Source organism: Bradyrhizobium sp. MI1.4 (genome assembly GCF_055811315.1).
On sequence record NZ_JBVVPP010000012.1, the window covers coordinates 37,222 to 52,924 of the forward strand.

The 15,703-nt window shown below is 62.8% G+C and carries 16 protein-coding genes; 8 read left to right on the top strand and 8 right to left on the bottom strand.

Translation table 11 applies throughout. The annotated features are described in order from the left end of the window. Positions 1–214 precede the first annotated feature (214 nt). The 6 genes from AC0L23_RS16180 to AC0L23_RS16205 all read right to left on the bottom strand — a co-directional run bounded on the left by AC0L23_RS16180 (position 215) and on the right by AC0L23_RS16205 (position 7,879). Positions 215–982, bottom strand: coding sequence for a hypothetical protein (locus AC0L23_RS16180; RefSeq protein ID WP_473357138.1), 768 nt, complete (start codon positions 980–982; stop codon positions 215–217). Continuing rightward, complete coding sequence (locus AC0L23_RS16185; protein ID WP_473357139.1) at positions 972–3,236, bottom strand: polysaccharide biosynthesis tyrosine autokinase; 2,265 nt, start codon at positions 3,234–3,236, stop codon at positions 972–974. The genes AC0L23_RS16180 and AC0L23_RS16185 overlap by 11 nt, the downstream gene beginning before the upstream one ends. 280 nt (positions 3,237–3,516) lie before the next feature. Beyond that, positions 3,517–4,140, bottom strand: a complete 624-nt coding sequence (locus AC0L23_RS16190; RefSeq protein WP_473357140.1) for a hypothetical protein — start codon at positions 4,138–4,140, stop codon at positions 3,517–3,519. A 103-nt stretch (positions 4,141–4,243) separates the two neighbouring features. Continuing rightward, on the bottom strand, positions 4,244–5,734 hold the full coding sequence (locus AC0L23_RS16195; protein ID WP_473357141.1) for an O-antigen ligase family protein: 1,491 nt from the start codon (positions 5,732–5,734) through the stop codon (positions 4,244–4,246). 194 nt (positions 5,735–5,928) lie between these two features. After that, complete coding sequence (locus AC0L23_RS16200) at positions 5,929–7,059, bottom strand: ERF family protein (protein WP_473357142.1); 1,131 nt, start codon at positions 7,057–7,059, stop codon at positions 5,929–5,931. Continuing rightward, entirely contained in the window at positions 7,040–7,879 is an 840-nt protein-coding gene (locus tag AC0L23_RS16205) for a YqaJ viral recombinase family nuclease (RefSeq protein ID WP_473357143.1), read from the bottom strand. The genes AC0L23_RS16200 and AC0L23_RS16205 overlap by 20 nt, the downstream gene beginning before the upstream one ends. A 129-nt stretch (positions 7,880–8,008) precedes the next feature. On the opposite strand from AC0L23_RS16205, the gene AC0L23_RS16210 reads away from it, so the two are divergent. From AC0L23_RS16210 to AC0L23_RS16230, 5 genes are all read left to right on the top strand, one after another. Continuing rightward, the gene (locus AC0L23_RS16210; protein ID WP_473357144.1) at positions 8,009–8,215 is read left to right on the top strand and encodes a helix-turn-helix domain-containing protein; all 207 of its coding nucleotides are present in this window, start codon (positions 8,009–8,011) and stop codon (positions 8,213–8,215) included. A 498-nt stretch (positions 8,216–8,713) separates the two neighbouring features. Continuing rightward, positions 8,714–9,085 carry a hypothetical protein gene (locus tag AC0L23_RS16215; protein WP_473357145.1) on the top strand — a complete coding sequence of 124 codons (372 nt, stop codon included), beginning with the start codon at positions 8,714–8,716 and terminating at the stop codon, positions 9,083–9,085. A gap of 172 nt (positions 9,086–9,257) precedes the next feature. After that, positions 9,258–9,590, top strand: coding sequence for a hypothetical protein (locus AC0L23_RS16220; RefSeq protein WP_473357146.1), 333 nt, complete (start codon positions 9,258–9,260; stop codon positions 9,588–9,590). 66 nt (positions 9,591–9,656) lie between these two features. Next, positions 9,657–10,388 carry a hypothetical protein gene (locus AC0L23_RS16225; protein ID WP_473357147.1) on the top strand — a complete coding sequence of 244 codons (732 nt, stop codon included), beginning with the start codon at positions 9,657–9,659 and terminating at the stop codon, positions 10,386–10,388. After that, a complete protein-coding gene (locus AC0L23_RS16230) occupies positions 10,385–10,963 on the top strand; it encodes a hypothetical protein (protein ID WP_473357148.1) in 579 nt (192 codons plus the stop codon). Before AC0L23_RS16225 ends, AC0L23_RS16230 begins: the two co-directional genes overlap by 4 nt. Before the next feature lie 214 nt (positions 10,964–11,177). Here the strand turns inward: AC0L23_RS16230 and AC0L23_RS16235 are convergent, their stop codons facing one another. Both AC0L23_RS16235 and AC0L23_RS16240 read right to left on the bottom strand, forming a co-directional pair. Further along, positions 11,178–11,699, bottom strand: coding sequence for a hypothetical protein (locus tag AC0L23_RS16235; RefSeq protein WP_473357149.1), 522 nt, complete (start codon positions 11,697–11,699; stop codon positions 11,178–11,180). 219 nt (positions 11,700–11,918) lie between these two features. Next, positions 11,919–13,121: a polysaccharide biosynthesis/export family protein gene (locus tag AC0L23_RS16240; RefSeq protein WP_473357150.1), complete on the bottom strand. Its 1,203-nt coding sequence runs from the start codon at positions 13,119–13,121 to the stop codon at positions 11,919–11,921. A gap of 272 nt (positions 13,122–13,393) precedes the next feature. Here AC0L23_RS16240 and AC0L23_RS16245 point away from each other — a divergent pair, with 272 nt between their 5' ends. From AC0L23_RS16245 to AC0L23_RS16255, 3 genes are all read left to right on the top strand, one after another. Beyond that, complete coding sequence (locus AC0L23_RS16245; RefSeq protein ID WP_473357151.1) at positions 13,394–13,921, top strand: hypothetical protein; 528 nt, start codon at positions 13,394–13,396, stop codon at positions 13,919–13,921. A gap of 74 nt (positions 13,922–13,995) precedes the next feature. Continuing rightward, the gene (locus tag AC0L23_RS16250) at positions 13,996–14,271 is read left to right on the top strand and encodes a hypothetical protein (protein ID WP_018456110.1); all 276 of its coding nucleotides are present in this window, start codon (positions 13,996–13,998) and stop codon (positions 14,269–14,271) included. A 142-nt stretch (positions 14,272–14,413) separates the two neighbouring features. Further along, entirely contained in the window at positions 14,414–15,694 is a 1,281-nt protein-coding gene (locus AC0L23_RS16255) for a hypothetical protein (RefSeq protein WP_473357152.1), read from the top strand. Positions 15,695–15,703: the final 9 nt, after the last annotated feature.

Sequence of the window (15,703 nt, forward strand, 5' to 3'; positions counted from 1 at the left end):
GCGGCTGTGGAGCAAAGCCAAGGTCGCTGGCCGAAAGGAAGCTCGGAATGGTCGATAGTAGGACCCACGTACCGTAAATTTCGATGCCCAGTGCAGGGCCAAGACCGGCACCAGCAAGAGCTGTATACCCGCGATTACGAGCTTATCGTAAGCGTTCGCCAGTACCCCTAGGCTCAACCGACGGAAGTTCAGGGAACGCTTCATCAATACACTCTCACCGTCTCCACAGGCGATCGTCGCGATCAACGCCAGGAATTGGTACCTTGAACCCGTCGCGCGATAGACGGCGGGCTAAGCTTTCTCGGCTGGCGACATCGGTCTGTTCTAATCCCGCAAGGAGCGGCGCGCGATGTTCCCAGCCGATAGTGGTTAGGTTGGCCGCTGCTGCATCAATGAAGTCTGAGTCAACCAACTCAGAAAATTCGGTAACAACAGCCTTTTGCGTTATGTCATTCAACAGCGCAAATACCGCCAGGGCCAGCCGATTGCGCCGAAGCGCAATCCAGCCTTCATGCGGGCCGGCAATATAGGACTTTTCGACAAGCCTGACATACGCAGGATCAAATCCGTTGCGGGCTGTGCCAACTGAATACAGCAACAGCCAAAGGAACGCATCAGATGGGGTGACCGAAAGCGCGGCCCTGAGCCTGCTCTCTGCGTCACTGATCTCGCGATCAAAATCCGAGCCGCTGCCCTGAGCCGCCACTTCGCCGGCACTTACTCCGATTAGCGCCTGGGCTCGATAATACTCCGATTGCACTATGCCGGGACGTGGAGCAGCTTCCATTTGCGAAAGCATCTGCGGCAAGATTTCCGGCTTAAAGCGCTCACCCGCTATGATCCGCGATGCAACGTTGTGTGCTGGCACCGTTAGCCAAAACGATGGCAGGGCAGCGTAAGACCAAATGACGCCTAGCAGACCGCACAGCAGAAATTGGCTGCGAAGGGTCGTTACTGCCAGCCAGTGACCGCTATTCGACATACCCATAACGGGCGTAGTATTTCTGATAGTAGTAACGGCCGTGGTAGGATTCGTACCGCGCCAGCGCCTTGGTGTCGGCCTTGTTCAGGACGACGCCGAGCAGCTTGTCGTGGATCTCCGGCGAGCCGCGCAGATTGTGCTTGACCACGTCGATCTTGGTCCTGCCCCACTCCACCACGAACACGTAGGAATCGACGAAGGACGAGGTGACTCGTACGTCCACCACCGGCGCCATCGGTGGCATGTCCAGCACCACGTAGTCGAATTTCGATCGGAGCTCGGTAACCAGCGCATGCATCGCTTTCGAGGCGAGGATCTCGTTGGTGTGCAGCAGCTTTGAGGTCGTGCCGGCCGGCAGGATCGAGAGCTTGGTCTCGGGATCGACGACCAACGCGTCCTCGAGCCGGGCCTTTTGGCCGACCACGTCGACGAGGCCGATCCTGGCATCGGGCACCAGCGCGCGCGACAGGGACGGGTTGCGCAAATCGGCATCGACCAGGATGACACGCGCGCCGCCATGCGCCATCAACTGAGCGAGATTGGTCGAGAGCGTGCTCTTGCCCTCGTTCGGCAGGGTCGAGGTGGTGGCAAGCACGCGGTTTTCGCGCACAATCGAGTTGAGATCTACCGCTACCTTCACCGAACGCACGGCTTCTGCGAAGCGCGACAGCGGGTTCTCGACGACGTAGCGCAGCAGGTCGGGCTCCGGATTGCCCTTCCGGGCGAGCTTGCCGATGTGCATTTTTTCGCCGAGCCCAAGGGTCGCGGTTGCGCCGAGCGCCGGCAGGATCGCGATGCAGTTCGCGCCCAGCACTTCCTCGACCTGGCCGGTGGTGCGAAACACCTTGTCGGTGAGCTCGCGCGCCATCGCTGCACCGAACGCCAGCATTAGGCCACCGAGCAGGCTGCCCGCCAAGACAATCAATGACTTCGGGGCACTCTTCACCAGCGGCGTTGTTGCCGCGCTGATCACCCGCGCCTCGGTGATCGGGAACGACTGCTGCTGCACGCTCTCCATGTAGCGCTGGAGGAAATTGTCATACATCGCCTGATAGGACTGCGCGGTGCTTTCGAGCTCGCGCAGCTGCACCTGCGCCTGGTTGGTGAGCTGGGATTCCGACACGACATTAGCGAGGCTTCCCTTGATGCTCTCCTCGCGGGTCAGCGCGATGTCGTAGTCGCTTTTGTAGGACTCCTGGATGCGCTTGAGCTCGTCCAGGATGTTCTTCTTGATCTCCGCCATCTGCCTACGCAAATTGACGGCCGCCAAGTGATCCGAGCCGTACTTCATCGCCCAGATCGATTCCTTGGAGCTCATGTCGACATATTGGCCGCGCAGCTTGACGATGGTGTCGTTCTTCAGCGCGTCGGCGACCGAGGCATCCGGAATCTCCTGCTTGAAGATATCATTCAAGCGGTCAAGCCGAGCCTTTGCTTCGGCGGTCGCCGCATGCGCCATGATGAGCTGGCTGTTGACCTCGGCGAGCTGCTGCTCGTTTATCAGCCCCTTGCCAGTGGCGATGATGTTGTTGGCGGTCTTGAAATCGACCACCGCCTTCTGGGCGGCGGAGGCTTGGGTGCGCAGCTCCTTGATGCGGTCCTGCAGCCAGACGCTGGCGCGGCGCGTGGCCTGGTACTTTGCCTCGAGCTGGTCGACGATATAGGCGTCCGCGATCGCGTTCGCGATCCTGGCGGCTTTCTGCGGGTCTCGGGAGGTGTATCCGATCTCCATCACATAGGTCAGGCCAAGCCGCTTGATGGTGCGGTTCTTCTCGAACAAGCCGAGCGCCTTACGAGTCTGCTCAAATTCAGACGCGGCAGGCCGATCAGAGAACAGGCCTGAGACGGCACCAATGATTGTGCCGAGCAGGCCGCCGCCCGAGCCGGTGAATTCGGGATCGTCAATGAGATGCAGGTCGCGGATCACCGCGAGGCTGATATTCTCGGATTTCAGGATCTCGACCTGGGTCTCAACCGTCGCCGAATCCACCGCGATATCGCCGAGCACCGATTGTTGCTGGAACAGCTGCACCTTGCGGGTGTCGATCACCATCGATGCGGTGGAGGTGAATTGCGGCGCGGCGGTGAAGAGATAGAGCAGCGCCAGGATCACGCAGGCCGAGACGATCGCGACCATGGTCGGGAACTGGCGGCGAACAATGTCGAGATAGGAGGTGAGCGTTTGCGCCGGCGAATTTTCGGCCTCGGAATAGCCGCGGTTGATCTCCGACGAAGGCTTATTCACCTGCAGCATTATGCAATTCCCAAAAGAAATCCGTTAAATACACAGGGATTGGAAGTCCGGCATCGCGGGCTCTGCGTTTCGCAAAGCGCTCGCACAAGAAAGAGACCGAACGCCAGAATAGCACGGCCTCAATGCAACCAGAACCGATTTGATGCAGCGCAATGCGCCAAGCCCCTGCCAATTCACATGAAGCTTAACGGCCGAAATGCAAAACGGCGCGATGAAGCGCCGCTTTGACTGGATCGCGAATAAGGCAGCCAGGAGACTTGTGGCCTCCGGGCAATTACGGTCAGCGCGTGCTGACGCGGTTGGCGGCGTTGGTGGTGCCGCCTACAGAACCGCTGCCGATGCCGCTACCGTTGTTTGTGGTCCCATTGTTGCCGAAGGTGCCGCCGCCGCCGCTGTTGCCGCCGAAGGCGAAGCCGCCCGTTCCGGTCGGGCCACCCGCGCCGGAGCCGCCGCCGCCTGCGCCACCGCCGGCCGCCGCGATCGCGACGTCGCCGGTTGCGGCCTGGTAGGCTGCGATCACGTCGGGGTTGTTGGTGCCGGCGATCGCCGCCTGGATCTCATTGGCGAAAGCCTGGTCGGCTACCGCGGCCATGCGGGCGAGCTGGGCCAGGCCGGCGGTGATCGCGCGGATCTGGTCCTTGGTGGTTGCGGGGTCCTTGAGGAGCGCGATCAGGGCCGGAACCGTGGTCGGATCAGACGCGCCGAGGTCGCGCACGCGCGAGATCAGCTGCGCACCGGCCGGATATTGCGTCAACAGCGTGCCTGGTGTCGCCTTGAACTCGGAAATGACCGTGGCCGGCAGCTGGCGCTGCGGCGGATAGACGGCGGCGCTTGCGGCGCTCGAAATCGTCGCGGCCAGGGCCGCGGCCGCAGCCATGCGAAGCGCAATCTTGATAACGCTCATAAATAAACCTCCAAAAAACGTCTGCCCACTTGACGTCTCGGCCCGGGCAAGTGGCGGTGTAGTGTCGGAACCTAGCGGAAGAGTAAATCGCTGTCCACTTATTCTAAAGACTTCGTAAACGGCGCAACTGCTTCAAAACTAGACAGTTTTGTGAAGCTCGCGGGCGCGGCGCTGGCCTCGCGGGCGGCGTCTGGCGGCCCTGCTCGTCCGGTGCGGTGACCGCCTCGCCGTGCGCCCGCGCCGCCTCGCTCGAGCGGAACGATTGCGCTAGCCCCGCGCCGAAAAGCGCAAAGAACGGAATGGAATAGCCGGGGATCTGGAGCGTGAAGTCCAGGCAGGAATGCAGCAGCGACAGGCTCGCGGTCGCCGCCGCCGCCAGCGGGATGATCGCGTCCCTTCGCCGGGCGAATACGCCGCGGCCCAGGATGACGAACATGACCGCCCATGCGGCCGCCACCAAAAGCGCCATGGGGATGCCGACGTCGGAGGCGAGCTCCAGCGGCGTGGAATGCGCGATATCCCAGATTCCGCGAATCGAGATGTTGGGGCTGCGGTAGGGCGGGAAGGCCCATTGGAAGGTGCCCATGCCGGTCCCGAACCAGGGATTATCGGCGATGATCTTCAGCGTGGATTTCCAGGCCTCGATGCGGCCCTCGTCGACCAGGCCCTGGCTGTCGAACCGGCTGGAGACGCGACCGCCGAGCAGCTGCATCAGGCCGAGCGCCACCACCAGGCCGGAGCCGAGCGAGATCCAGATTCCGGTCCGCAGCGGCAGGTCCTTGCGCAGAAACACCGTGAAGGAGGCGATCATCGCGAGCAGCGACAGGCTGACGCCGGCGCGCGAGCCGGTCATGAACATCGCCATCAGGCAGATCAACAGCGCTCCGAGATGCGGCAGGATCTCGCGCGGGGGTATCTCGGCGACGTCGCGCCAAACGCGCCGCCACTCGATGTGCCGCTCTGCGAGACGCCGGCGGATCTTCTCAAGGATCAAGAGCATCCAGATCACCGCACAGGAGCCAAAATATGCGGCCGCCGTGTTGCGGTTGATGAAGGTGCCGGTGACGCTGCCCATATAGGCCGTCTTGTCCCGCCACAGGATCATGGTCGGCTCGATCAGGAACGAAGCGACGCCATAAAGCGCGTAAAGGCTGCCGGAGACGGCGATGACCCAAAGCAGACGTCGGGCGCGCTCACGCTCGGCACCGACGGTGATGCCGAGGAGGATCGCCAGAATGTTGGCGAGCGGCGCGCCCAATGCGAAGAACGCCTCGTTCTTGACGATGGACGCCGACGGCGCAATCGGCACGCCCAGGAGCTCGGACGCCTGCTTCCAGATCGGATTGAACGGCGCGATCCAGGGATGATCGGACAGCTGCTCATGCAGCACGAAGGCGTATCCGGCGACGATCACACCGATGCCCGCGATCATCCAGAAATGGGGGCGCCGCAAGTCGCGCGTCGGCGCCACGATCAAGGCGAAGCCCAGGCACAGGCACCAGAACGCGATCGAGAGGTCGTTGGTCGAGCCGAACGGAAACGGCGACCCCGCAGCGACGAATAAGAGAATGAGGGTAGCTGGCAGACTCCGCAACCACCGGATGTTAGACCGACCCCAGCGCATCGTGTTCGGTGCCCCTCAGAGACCATCAGATAAATCTTTATCCACATCGATACCGTGTACCGGGATGATGGCTACCGTCGCAACCCTCTTGGTCGCGCCAGCGGCCACGCGCGCCGCCATGGCAGGACGTTACGCCCCGGGCGGTGCGTCATGGCTTCTCCCAACTACCCAGCCTCGCTTGCACGGGTCGCGAGCCACAGCGTGCGCGCGGCCGGCAGCGGCTCGATGCCTAATCTTGACCACCACTCGGTTTCGCGTCCGGCGCGATGGAGCTCGCGATGATGCGCTCGGCACAGCGGCACTGTGTACTCGTCACTGACCTTCTGGCCGAGACCATGCGCCTCGGCAAAGCGCACATGGTGCGGATCGCAGGGCTGGCGCCCGCAAACGAGGCACGGTTGCTTGGCGACAAAGCGCAGGTGCTGCCGATCGCGCTGCCGCCTCAGCTTTGGCAAGGCCAGGCCACCGTCGCCCGGGTCCGCCGGCGCGTCTTGCGACGTGGGCGGCGCGCACGGTTCGGAGGCGTGCTCCACCTCTTCACCAGCAGCAAGCCGAGCCGCAAACGCTTGCCGCACCCGCGTCCCATCGGCGCTAGCCAGCGCATTGACCTTGCGCCAGGCGCGGATGGACCAGGTGTCGAGTTCGGCCGCACCGGCGAGCCTCTCGATCTCCGAAACCAGGCGATCGCGCCGGCGTGCCGACTCGTCCGCGCTGAGCGAGGCGGTTTGACTGCGGCCCCTCGGCCGTAGGTCGGCCGGCAGCCTCGAGGGCGACCGCGCCTGCGGGGCGACGTCATGGGCCTCGCCATCCGGGCGGTTGCTAGCCGCAACGGGTGCATTCCCCTGGCATGGCGTGCCCACGGTGATGGCAAGATCGGGCGCATCAACATCATCTTCGCCGGCAATTCCCACCAGCGTGAACAGGGCATAGCGCCTAGCATAGGTCAGCGCGGCGCCCATCCGGTGCGGCGAGGCGGTGTCGACCACCGGGCACACGGGCCACTCCGACGCGATCCACTCCCCGGAGGCGTGCACCAGCGTAGTCGTCAGATGGATCAAGCCGGTGTCGCGGTCGATGCTCGTCGCCTGAACGGTTGCGATCTCGTGCTCGCCTAAGCACTTGCGGGCGATATCGAGGCCGGCGCATAGCGGGGCGTAGCGAAACGAGCGCTGGCCCTCGCGCGGAATCGGCGACTCGATGGTCGCAGTTAGGGATTTCGGCGGGTTCTGCAGCTCGGTTTGCGCCTTGGCCAGCGCGGCGGCCAGCGTGCCGATGTTAGGGCTGGAGCGCTGCATGGGGCGGCTCGTCTTTGAGGAGCTCGAGGCTCAGGGCGCCCGATTTCGAGCGTTTGGCGCGCACGCCATGGCCGGCCGCCTCTCTGGCGTCCTCCGGCACCATGGCCTTCAGCTCGCTCTTAGCCCGCTCGTGCTCGAGTGCGGCGGTTCGCGTCAGCCGGAACAGGCCGGCAAATTCCGCCCAGGCGTTGGAGGCGCTCATGTCAACGGTTCGGCTGGCCTCGACCCTGGGCCGCGGCGGTTCAATGCCGAACAGGTGCGGGCGCTCGCCGCTCTCGACACAGCGCCAGAACTTCTTCTCCGCGGTCAGGAGCAGGTGTTGATAGAGCGGATCGGCGGCAATCGTCAGCTCGACCCATTTGCCGCCGCCGGTGATGATCGACAGCACCGCGGCGCGCGCAGCTGTGACCCACATGTTGTGCTGCAGCTGCGCCATGTGCTTTTCGGCCGCCGCCTCTTCGGAGAAATTCCACGGCAGCATGAACTTGGCCTCGAACACCGCACCGCTAGCCTCGACCCGCCCATCGAGCGTTGCCGCCATCCAGCGGTGCACCGGGTGCATGAAGCGGCGCTGCACATGGCGGACGGCGTGCCCGGTGTTCTTCTCATACCAGTGGCGGTTTAGCGGCTCGGTGACGTTGCCGAGCTGGACCAGGAGGTCGCCCGACAGGTCCACAGGCTCCGCCTCGCCGCGTTTTTCCTGCCAAAGCCGCAGCAGGGCGGCCTCATCATCGGCCATGATGATCCGGGCATCGCTGCCGCCAATGAAGGCGCGGCGGTCTGAAGCAATAGAATCGTGATGTCTTTGGTTGGGAATCACGGCACTCTCCCGTTCACTTTGGAGGAATCAACATAAAATGTTGATACAATGCGAACATGGGGGCGTCAACATAAAATGTTGAAGCGAATGTCCGCGTCTCAATGTCGAGGCGCAAGAGCGCTGCTTGATATGACCCAGCCGCAGCTGGCGACAGCGGGAAAGGTCGGCTTATCGACAATTGTTGATTTTGAACGAGAACGCCGAAGCGTTTCGGACGAAGCGATCATGAAGATGCAGCAGGCCTTGGAGGCGGCTGGCGTGCAGTTCATCGACGAGAACGGTGGGGGCCTCGGGGTTCGTCTCCGGAGGGCGACGACGTCAAAGTCTAAGAAATAGGTCAGCGCGATCCCCCATGTTGAACGCCGAAGCTGATACTGTAACGTATGCTCGCTGCGGCCCTCCGCAGGCAAGGCTCCCACCGATTTGTGAGCACCGGGTGCCGGCATCGGCTGAACTCTTGCCTGACATCGGAGCAGCGGTGTGCGAGCGCCGCGAGACTCCGCGCGCGCATTGCCCCGCCATAGTGCCCGGAGACCGCTACGGCCTATGAGGCTGGCGGCCAAACGTGAGGTCGACGTCCGCAAGATCCAACCGATCAAGCCGCTGAAGACGGCGGCAATAGCCTCAAGCTCGAGCAGGGGCGTGCCGGGCATCGGCGGGCTTCTGCTTGGCCATGGGCGAACGCTTAGCGCGAGCCTGCGCGAGCCGGAATCGAATTTCTATGTTAGAGTAGCGCCAAGAACGACCGCTGCAGCACATGGCGCAGACGCTTGGGCGGGATGCGCGAGCAGCGCGAGTGCGACGAACGAGTGAGTGACGGCGCGAGGTGATGACGTGCCACCGGCGAACAAGAAGCCCTCTGGTCGGGTACGGCTGGTCGCGGCCAGCACCGCCGCGGGTCGGCCTGTCCTTGGCCGGCCAACACTGCAGCAGGCGCACGCGCTGGTGGCCGCAGACCTCACCGGCTCAGCGCCGTTTGGCCGCACGCCCCAGGAACGCGAGTTCGAGAAATTTGCGGCTAAATTGATTTCCAGCTCACCCGAGCGCCGCACGATGTCGAAAAAAGATTTGGTGGTCATTGGCAGCAACCAGTTTGGGCTATCAGCACGCCGCGCCAGCGCAATTCGCGAGCACGTCATCCGGCTTCTGCATGCCTCGGCTTGGTCCGAATCCGGAGCGCCGCGCGGAGCGCGCCGGCGTCGCTAATTTTTTTCGTTGGCGGAAAATCGTGGCAGCTATTGTCGCGAGGAAAATTAAATCACACTCCTCTCTGCAGCAAACGCAGCGCACAAATTAGCGCTAGGCCAGCGGGCGGCCAGCGCCCACCGGATCACGAGTACCCGCGCCTGGACTGGAGCCGCAGAAAGTGGAGAGGATCATGGCCAAAAGAAACGACGCCCAGCGCGCTTCGGACAAAAGGGCCCACAGCAACCTCCGCGCGCTTCGGGCCCGCTACAACCTCTTTCCGTTGGACTTTTTTCTTGAGGAACTGAACGACTTCCGGCGCCGCCCCGAGTTTCGTCGCGACATGGCCAAGGCCGCGGCGGCTCACCTTCACCCGCGGCTAACGCCGGTCTTGGTCATCCAGGCCGCGGGCGAAAGCGAGTACGTCCTCGACGTGAACAGGCTGACGGATCATGAACTCAACCAGCTCGAACATATTTTGGCCAAAGGCCAAGTTCCCGCCGCCGACGTTGTCGAGGAAGAATGACGATGAAGTGGAGCCATCAAATCGCCACCGTCCGGCACCCTAGCGCCGGGTCCTGAGGACATCGCCGTGCCTCCCAAGCCGCGCTCGCAGCACTCATCGCCACCGAACCCAAGCGGGTCGCAGCTCGCGACCAAGGGGCTGCCGGCCACGACGAGCCGGCCGCGCGGGCGTCCCCGACCGCACGACGGCGCCCCGGCAACGCGGTCCGGTGCGCTCCAGCGTTACCACGAACTGTTTGGACCGGCGCCGATTTTGCCCGGCGACAACGCGGCCGTGTTCGACGAGCTGCTCGCGCGCGTCGTAGCCGACCTCACGCCGCAGGGCATGATCGAAGAGATCTGGGCCTGGGACATTTCCTATCTGACCTGGGAAATCCGGCGCCTGCGCAGATTAAAAACGGATATTCTCGGCGATGTGGCGCCAAGCCTTCTGACCAAGGTTCTGGCGACCGTAACTGATGCAGAATCCGATCTCGATGCGAGGCGGACGCTGGTCGCCGAATGGTTGGCGGGCGAGGCCGCGGCCCGTGAACGGGTGGAAAGGCAGCTCGCCTCGATTGGCGCCACGCCCGCTGCCGTGGCCGCCCGGGCATTTTTGCTCGAGATCGAGGAGGTCGACCGGCTCGAGCGCGCCCTGGCCAGCATCGAAAGCCGCCGCAACGCCGTCATCCGTGAACTCGACCGGCATCGCTTCGTCGGGGCAACCCTTTGCAAGATGCTCGAACGCTGGACGGACGCGGAGTCGAGTAAGGCCATCGGGCTGCCGCGACCCGCCGCAGACGAAGAGGCGCCGTCATGATCAGTAGCAAAAAACAGGCCGCCAATCGGGCGAACGCGCGCGCCAGCACCGGCCCCAAGACGGGGCGCGGCAAACTCCATTCGTCGCAAAATGCCCGGCGCCACGGCTTGACAGTGGCGGCGCTGGCCGATCCGATGCTGGCGAACGAGGTCGAGGCGCTCGCCCGCGAACTCGTCGGCGAAAGTTCAGAGGAGGACTTGCTGGCGCTTGCCCGCGAGGTGGCGGCGGCCGAGGCGGAGTTGACCCGGGCGCGGCGGACGCGCCACCAAGTCTTGTTTGATGCGTTCAGCAATCCGGCGTCGGATTGCGAGACCCATCTGCGGATGAAGATGACGGCTGTCCCGCGCTTGGCCCGCACCGCAGGCCTCACCGCGATGCCGGACGACATCGCCGACGGGGTGGTGTCGAGGGCGGAGGGCTCGGCCAAGTCCGTGCTGATCCTAGCCGAGCACGCCCACGAGCTCGCGCTGCTGGAGCGCTACGAACGCCGCGCGCTGTCGAAGCGGAAATTTGCCATCCGCGCCCTCGATCACGCGCGCCAGCGTCGGCTTGCGGTGGCGAAGGAGAGGGGATGATCCTTTTGCTACCTTTAGATGTGCATATATTAGTTTCTCTTTTAAGTCGTTTGTCCAGCCTCGCTATTTGGCCAAACAAAGCCAAAGAACCCAACGAAGTCAGTGGCCTCGCGCTGGCGGACCCGGTCGCCGCACGAGGTCCGAGCACAACCCGGCAGCCCGGGTCCTCCGGAACTTCAACGGGCTCATGCACATGTTGTTTGATAAAAGGCTGTTAGAGGAAGCAATCGATCGGATAGATCTTCAGATCCACGTTCAAGCGGCTGATCCGGGTCTGCGCCCGAAAGCCGTAAAACAGCCCAAGATTATCACTCCCCTGATCGAGCTTTATTCCAGGGGTTAATTCGTCGGGTGGCACCAGATTGCCTATGTGGCGGTTAATTCCGGATATCTCGATCCGCCCTACCCCCTCGCCGAAATGCCCGGCGAGTTGAGTGACCGTCACCTTGGGCAAGCCCCGCCGCTGATGGCAGACCTCCTCCTCCCATAGCTTTGTTTGTGGGACGAGAGGTTTGCCCGCTCCTTCCGGCACAACGATATCCTGAAAGGACGGGTGCAGCATCCCGAAGAACCGGCTCTCCTTGGAATTCGCCGACAGGCGGACTGCGAATGAAACTTCGCCCTTGGCACCTCGAAGGCGCTGAAAGATCGGCGCGTCGGGCTCGGCAGAGACCACGACATCGATCCGGTGGCGTACTCCGAACTCCCCCGCCGCACCGGCAGCCGGCTCGAGCAAAACAGGGCCCCCGATGAGAAGGGTCAGAAAACACCAGAATGCTCGTCGTCGAAAGCGCATGCCGCCCCTTGCAACACTGCGGGATGACCGATGATCGGCACGCCTTGCTCAGGGGTGCCTTGATCCATAACCCGAACAGAACCGCTGTGATTGCTAAACGAAAATGGCACCGGGACAAAGCCCGGTGCCATCGTTTCGCGGATCAGGTTGGCCCCCGCCTTACGGCGCCAACTTGATGTTGTTGCGGAAGATCAGCGCATTGTTCGACAGATTTATCGCATCGTTCCCGGTGGCCATGATCACACGCAGGTACTGCAGGAACTTGGCAGTTTCGACGTTGCGCGAGTTCGAAACGTAGATGATGTCGCCGTTCTTCATCATGACCTTGGTGCCGAGGAAGAAGCCACCCGGATCGCGGAAGTTCACGTTGAAGATGACCGGGATCGTCTCACTCGTGTACTTGCTGACGTCGATGCCGAGCTGGGCAGCGACCTCACGCGGCTCGCGGCGATAGAGATACACTGCAGCCGGATCGGCCTGACCATCGAGGAGACCGCCGGCCTTCCCCACCGCTTCGCCAAGGTTGATGCGCCAGGCATCGAAGTTGAACTCGCCACTCTGGCCGCTGGCGCCGAACGCCAGGAACTTCTGCTGCTCGCGATAGACATAGATGCTGTCGTCGGGACGCACATAGATGTTGTTCTCAGGCGACATGACCAGATTCTCGAACGGAACGGTTGCGCGCCGTCCGCCACGTTCCAGCATCACCCAGGTCTCGAAGCCCTGGCCTCGGATGCCGCCGGCGCGGGTGATCGCGTCGAGCACCTTGTCCTTCGCGCCCGCAGCGCTCGCCGGATAACGCGCTGGGGAATTGACTTCGCCGAGCACGCTGATGAGCTGCGTCCGCTGCGACGACATCGCGACCACGACCTGCGGCTCGATGGCGCGGTTGGATATCTTTTCAATGATCGCGCGCTGGATCTGAACCGCCGTGAGACCCGCGGCCTTGACCTGACCGGCGTAGGGCACCGTGATGAACCCGTCATTGTCCACCGACTGATCCGGAATGGTGACGAAGTTACCGGGCCTGACGCCGGCTTCCGCCGGAATGAACAGACCACCCGCAGCCGCTTCGAAGATGGTCACGCTGACGACGTCGCCGATCCCGAACACAATGCTCGCCGGCGGTCGTTTGTCCGTGAACGCGCCCGCGAGACCCTTGGGTTCATGGGTGTGTAGAATGTTCACGGTGGCTGGGTTGAGCGGCACCAACTCGTAAGCCGGCGCACTTTCAGTCTGTATGTGGTTGTTAACGTCATCCGTTAACGGTCCGGAGCCTGGATTGGTGGAGCAGGCGCCAAGCGTCAGCGCCACGGCCAAAAACGCGGGCTTCAATAAATAGGTCTTAGCAAAGGAATGCATCAACGCGGCCCCAATCGTCCCAATTACCTCAAAGTGGTACGGGCTAGCGGACGGCGCGACAAGGGTTCCAGGCCGAAACTGATGGTTAACGGCACAATGAGTCGGCCGGTGTTGCGCTCGCGCCACTACTTCGGAACCCTCCTAACCCTTTGTGACTGTTTGTTGTAATTCGTGTGCCCGATCGATAGGCAGCCGCTCAACCGATGGGCGAGGCGTTTCTCACCCCGCGTATGTCTGGTATTGCTCCGGCCGTCTCATGAGGAGTTCCGGCGTTGCTCTTGGCGATTCATTCCCTTGCTCTGACAGGATGGTTGCTCGCCGGACCGGGGTACGAAACCCCGCGGCGCCCGTTCATTGAGATCGCAGGCCCATCCTCCTCTATTTGGAAATTCAGCCGCGCCCAAGGCTCCAAGGAGGGCGAGAGCTTCGCTTCCATTTCCAAGACGGCCGAGACGATGCAGTCTGACCCGGAGTTCGCCGGCCTGATCGTCCGCTGCGCTCCCAAGGGCAAGATCGACGTGTTGGTCGCCTTGATCCGGCCGTTCCCGCCACGGAGCCACCCGCGAGTGACGATCTCCTCAACTGGCGGCGGTACCCAGACGTTCGAGGCCAGCATGGCGGCGGCCGGCGCTGCCGTCCTATTACCCGACGAAGTTTCTGCGTTCGCGGCCGGTAAGTGGCAGACGACGCCCTCGCTTTCCGTGGTGGTGAAGGAAAGTGACACCGAAATCAAAGGCGTGGTGACCCTGAGCGGGCTTCGTGAAGCCTATAATTCTCTGGCGGCCAGTTGCGGCCAATAGACAAAATTTAGCCATACGACTTAAGGGTCTTTTTAGGGTGGGGAACCTAAGGTCCGGAGCACGGAGTGTTTCGGATGACCGAGCTTTTGATCTTCAGCTTTCTGGTAGGCGCAGTTCTGGGCCAACGTTTTCGCGTCCTGGTGCTCCTGCCGCTGACCTTCGTCATGCTGCTCGCTGCGATCCCGGTCGGCTGGATCGCCAATCTGGGCTTTCTTGACGGCCTGAAGGGCGTCGTGTTCGCGGCCATCGCGCTCCAAGCCGGTTATCTCTTTGGCTCGGCCACCCGCTTTGCTCTCGCCGCTGGTCGTGCCGCTCGCGTGTTTGCCCGGCCGCTCAAGACCGCCCGCTGACCTCTGTGGCCGCCTGACCCCCAGGCGACGCTCCGTTGATGTGAGGTGGGGCTGGGAGCTGTTGGCTGCAGAGCTCTGTTTGAAAACCAGCCTCCGGCTTGTATGGTGACTGACCCTTTCAGGATTCCTTCCAGGCGCACGTTTGTCCTTCGCTTATTTTGCCCTCATCGTTTGCCTTGTTTCTGCATCCGCTCTCGACATTGCCGGCGCCAAATTCGGCGTACAGCTTGGGATGACGGCTACGGCCCTGGGGCTATTTGCAGCGGTCTTCAGCGCACGTAAGGCCGACTACGAGCACTATCTGCGTGCCACGGTCTGGGGCCGTTGGATCCTGATCGGCATTCCCCTTTGTATCGCGGCCCAGCTGGTGCCGCTGTGGCTGAGTTGGGCGCATCCGATCTGGGCGAGCAGCCACGATGCTCTGGGTGGCCTGTCGCTTGGGCCAGTGACGGCGGATCTCGGCCTCACCCTGAATGCGCTGTTTCAAGCCCTCGCAGCGATCTCGTTGCTCAGCGTGACCATCGTCGTGGTCCGTGACCGCAGCCGTGCCGAACTGGTGCTGTTCGTGCTGAGCGGGGTAACAGCGGTGTCGGCTCTGACCTTGGATTTGCGTCCGTTCTCATCCGCCCTTGCAACCGCCGTTCCTTCCGACCTGGCGACAACGATGGCCGGTCTTGGCGTCATGCTTAATATAGCCGTCATGCAGCTGGCCGCCGAGCGGGCCGAAACGCGCCACTCGCTCGTTCGGTCGGTCGCCATCGGCCTTTGCGGCCTTGTGGGCGCTCTGGCCAGCGCGGTCGCGGTTTTTGGCTTGTCGGGGACGAACAGCGCGATCGCCGCGGCCTTTGGCCTCGTGTTGATGTTGCTGATCCTTGTCATTCGAAGGATCGACTTATCCCCGTTGGCCGCAGGCGCGCTGTCCTTAGCCGCGCTGGTCGGAGCGATCATTGTCCTGAGCTTCTTGTTCGAAAAGAATGCAGGGCCGATTCTTTTGCGGCTCGTCGCGGAGGTGGGGGCCGAAACCAGAGCCGCGCTGGAGCGAATGTTGGCCGACACCAGGTGGTTCGGTGCGGGCGCAGGCACCTTTTCTGCCGTTGGCAGGATCTACCAAAGCGATGCCGGCGCGGCTTTGATGGCGCCCTCGACGGCTTTTGCCATCTTCGCGGATACCGGATGGGTCGGTTTTTCCGCCGCGCTGCTGGCGGGCATGATGGCTTTGGGGCGCTTGTTTTTGGGGGCTTTGCAGCGCGGCCGCGACTCGTTCTTCCCTGCGGCGGCCGCGGCCTGCCTTGTCTTCGCGCTGGTTGAGGGCTTCGCTGGTTCAGGACTGCTGCATCCGGCAGCAATCCTTTGCCTGTCAACGATCGTGGGACTCGGATTGTCCCAAAGCGTCACCCAGTCCTCACGCGGCACGGGTCATTAGTCGTTCGTC

What these genes read in the sequence shown, in the direction of transcription:
- AC0L23_RS16180 (WP_473357138.1), bottom strand. Translation starts at nt 982, where the DNA reads ATGTCGAATAGCGGTCACTGGCTGGCAGTAACGACCCTTCGCAGCCAA.
- AC0L23_RS16185 (WP_473357139.1), bottom strand. Translation starts at nt 3,236, where the DNA reads ATGCTGCAGGTGAATAAGCCTTCGTCGGAGATCAACCGCGGCTATTCC.
- AC0L23_RS16190 (WP_473357140.1), bottom strand. Translation starts at nt 4,140, where the DNA reads ATGAGCGTTATCAAGATTGCGCTTCGCATGGCTGCGGCCGCGGCCCTG.
- AC0L23_RS16200 (WP_473357142.1), bottom strand. Translation starts at nt 7,059, where the DNA reads ATGCAGCGCTCCAGCCCTAACATCGGCACGCTGGCCGCCGCGCTGGCC.
- AC0L23_RS16210 (WP_473357144.1), top strand. Translation starts at nt 8,009, where the DNA reads ATGACCCAGCCGCAGCTGGCGACAGCGGGAAAGGTCGGCTTATCGACA.
- AC0L23_RS16220 (WP_473357146.1), top strand. Translation starts at nt 9,258, where the DNA reads ATGGCCAAAAGAAACGACGCCCAGCGCGCTTCGGACAAAAGGGCCCAC.
- AC0L23_RS16230 (WP_473357148.1), top strand. Translation starts at nt 10,385, where the DNA reads ATGATCAGTAGCAAAAAACAGGCCGCCAATCGGGCGAACGCGCGCGCC.
- AC0L23_RS16240 (WP_473357150.1), bottom strand. Translation starts at nt 13,121, where the DNA reads ATGCATTCCTTTGCTAAGACCTATTTATTGAAGCCCGCGTTTTTGGCC.
- AC0L23_RS16250 (WP_018456110.1), top strand. Translation starts at nt 13,996, where the DNA reads ATGACCGAGCTTTTGATCTTCAGCTTTCTGGTAGGCGCAGTTCTGGGC.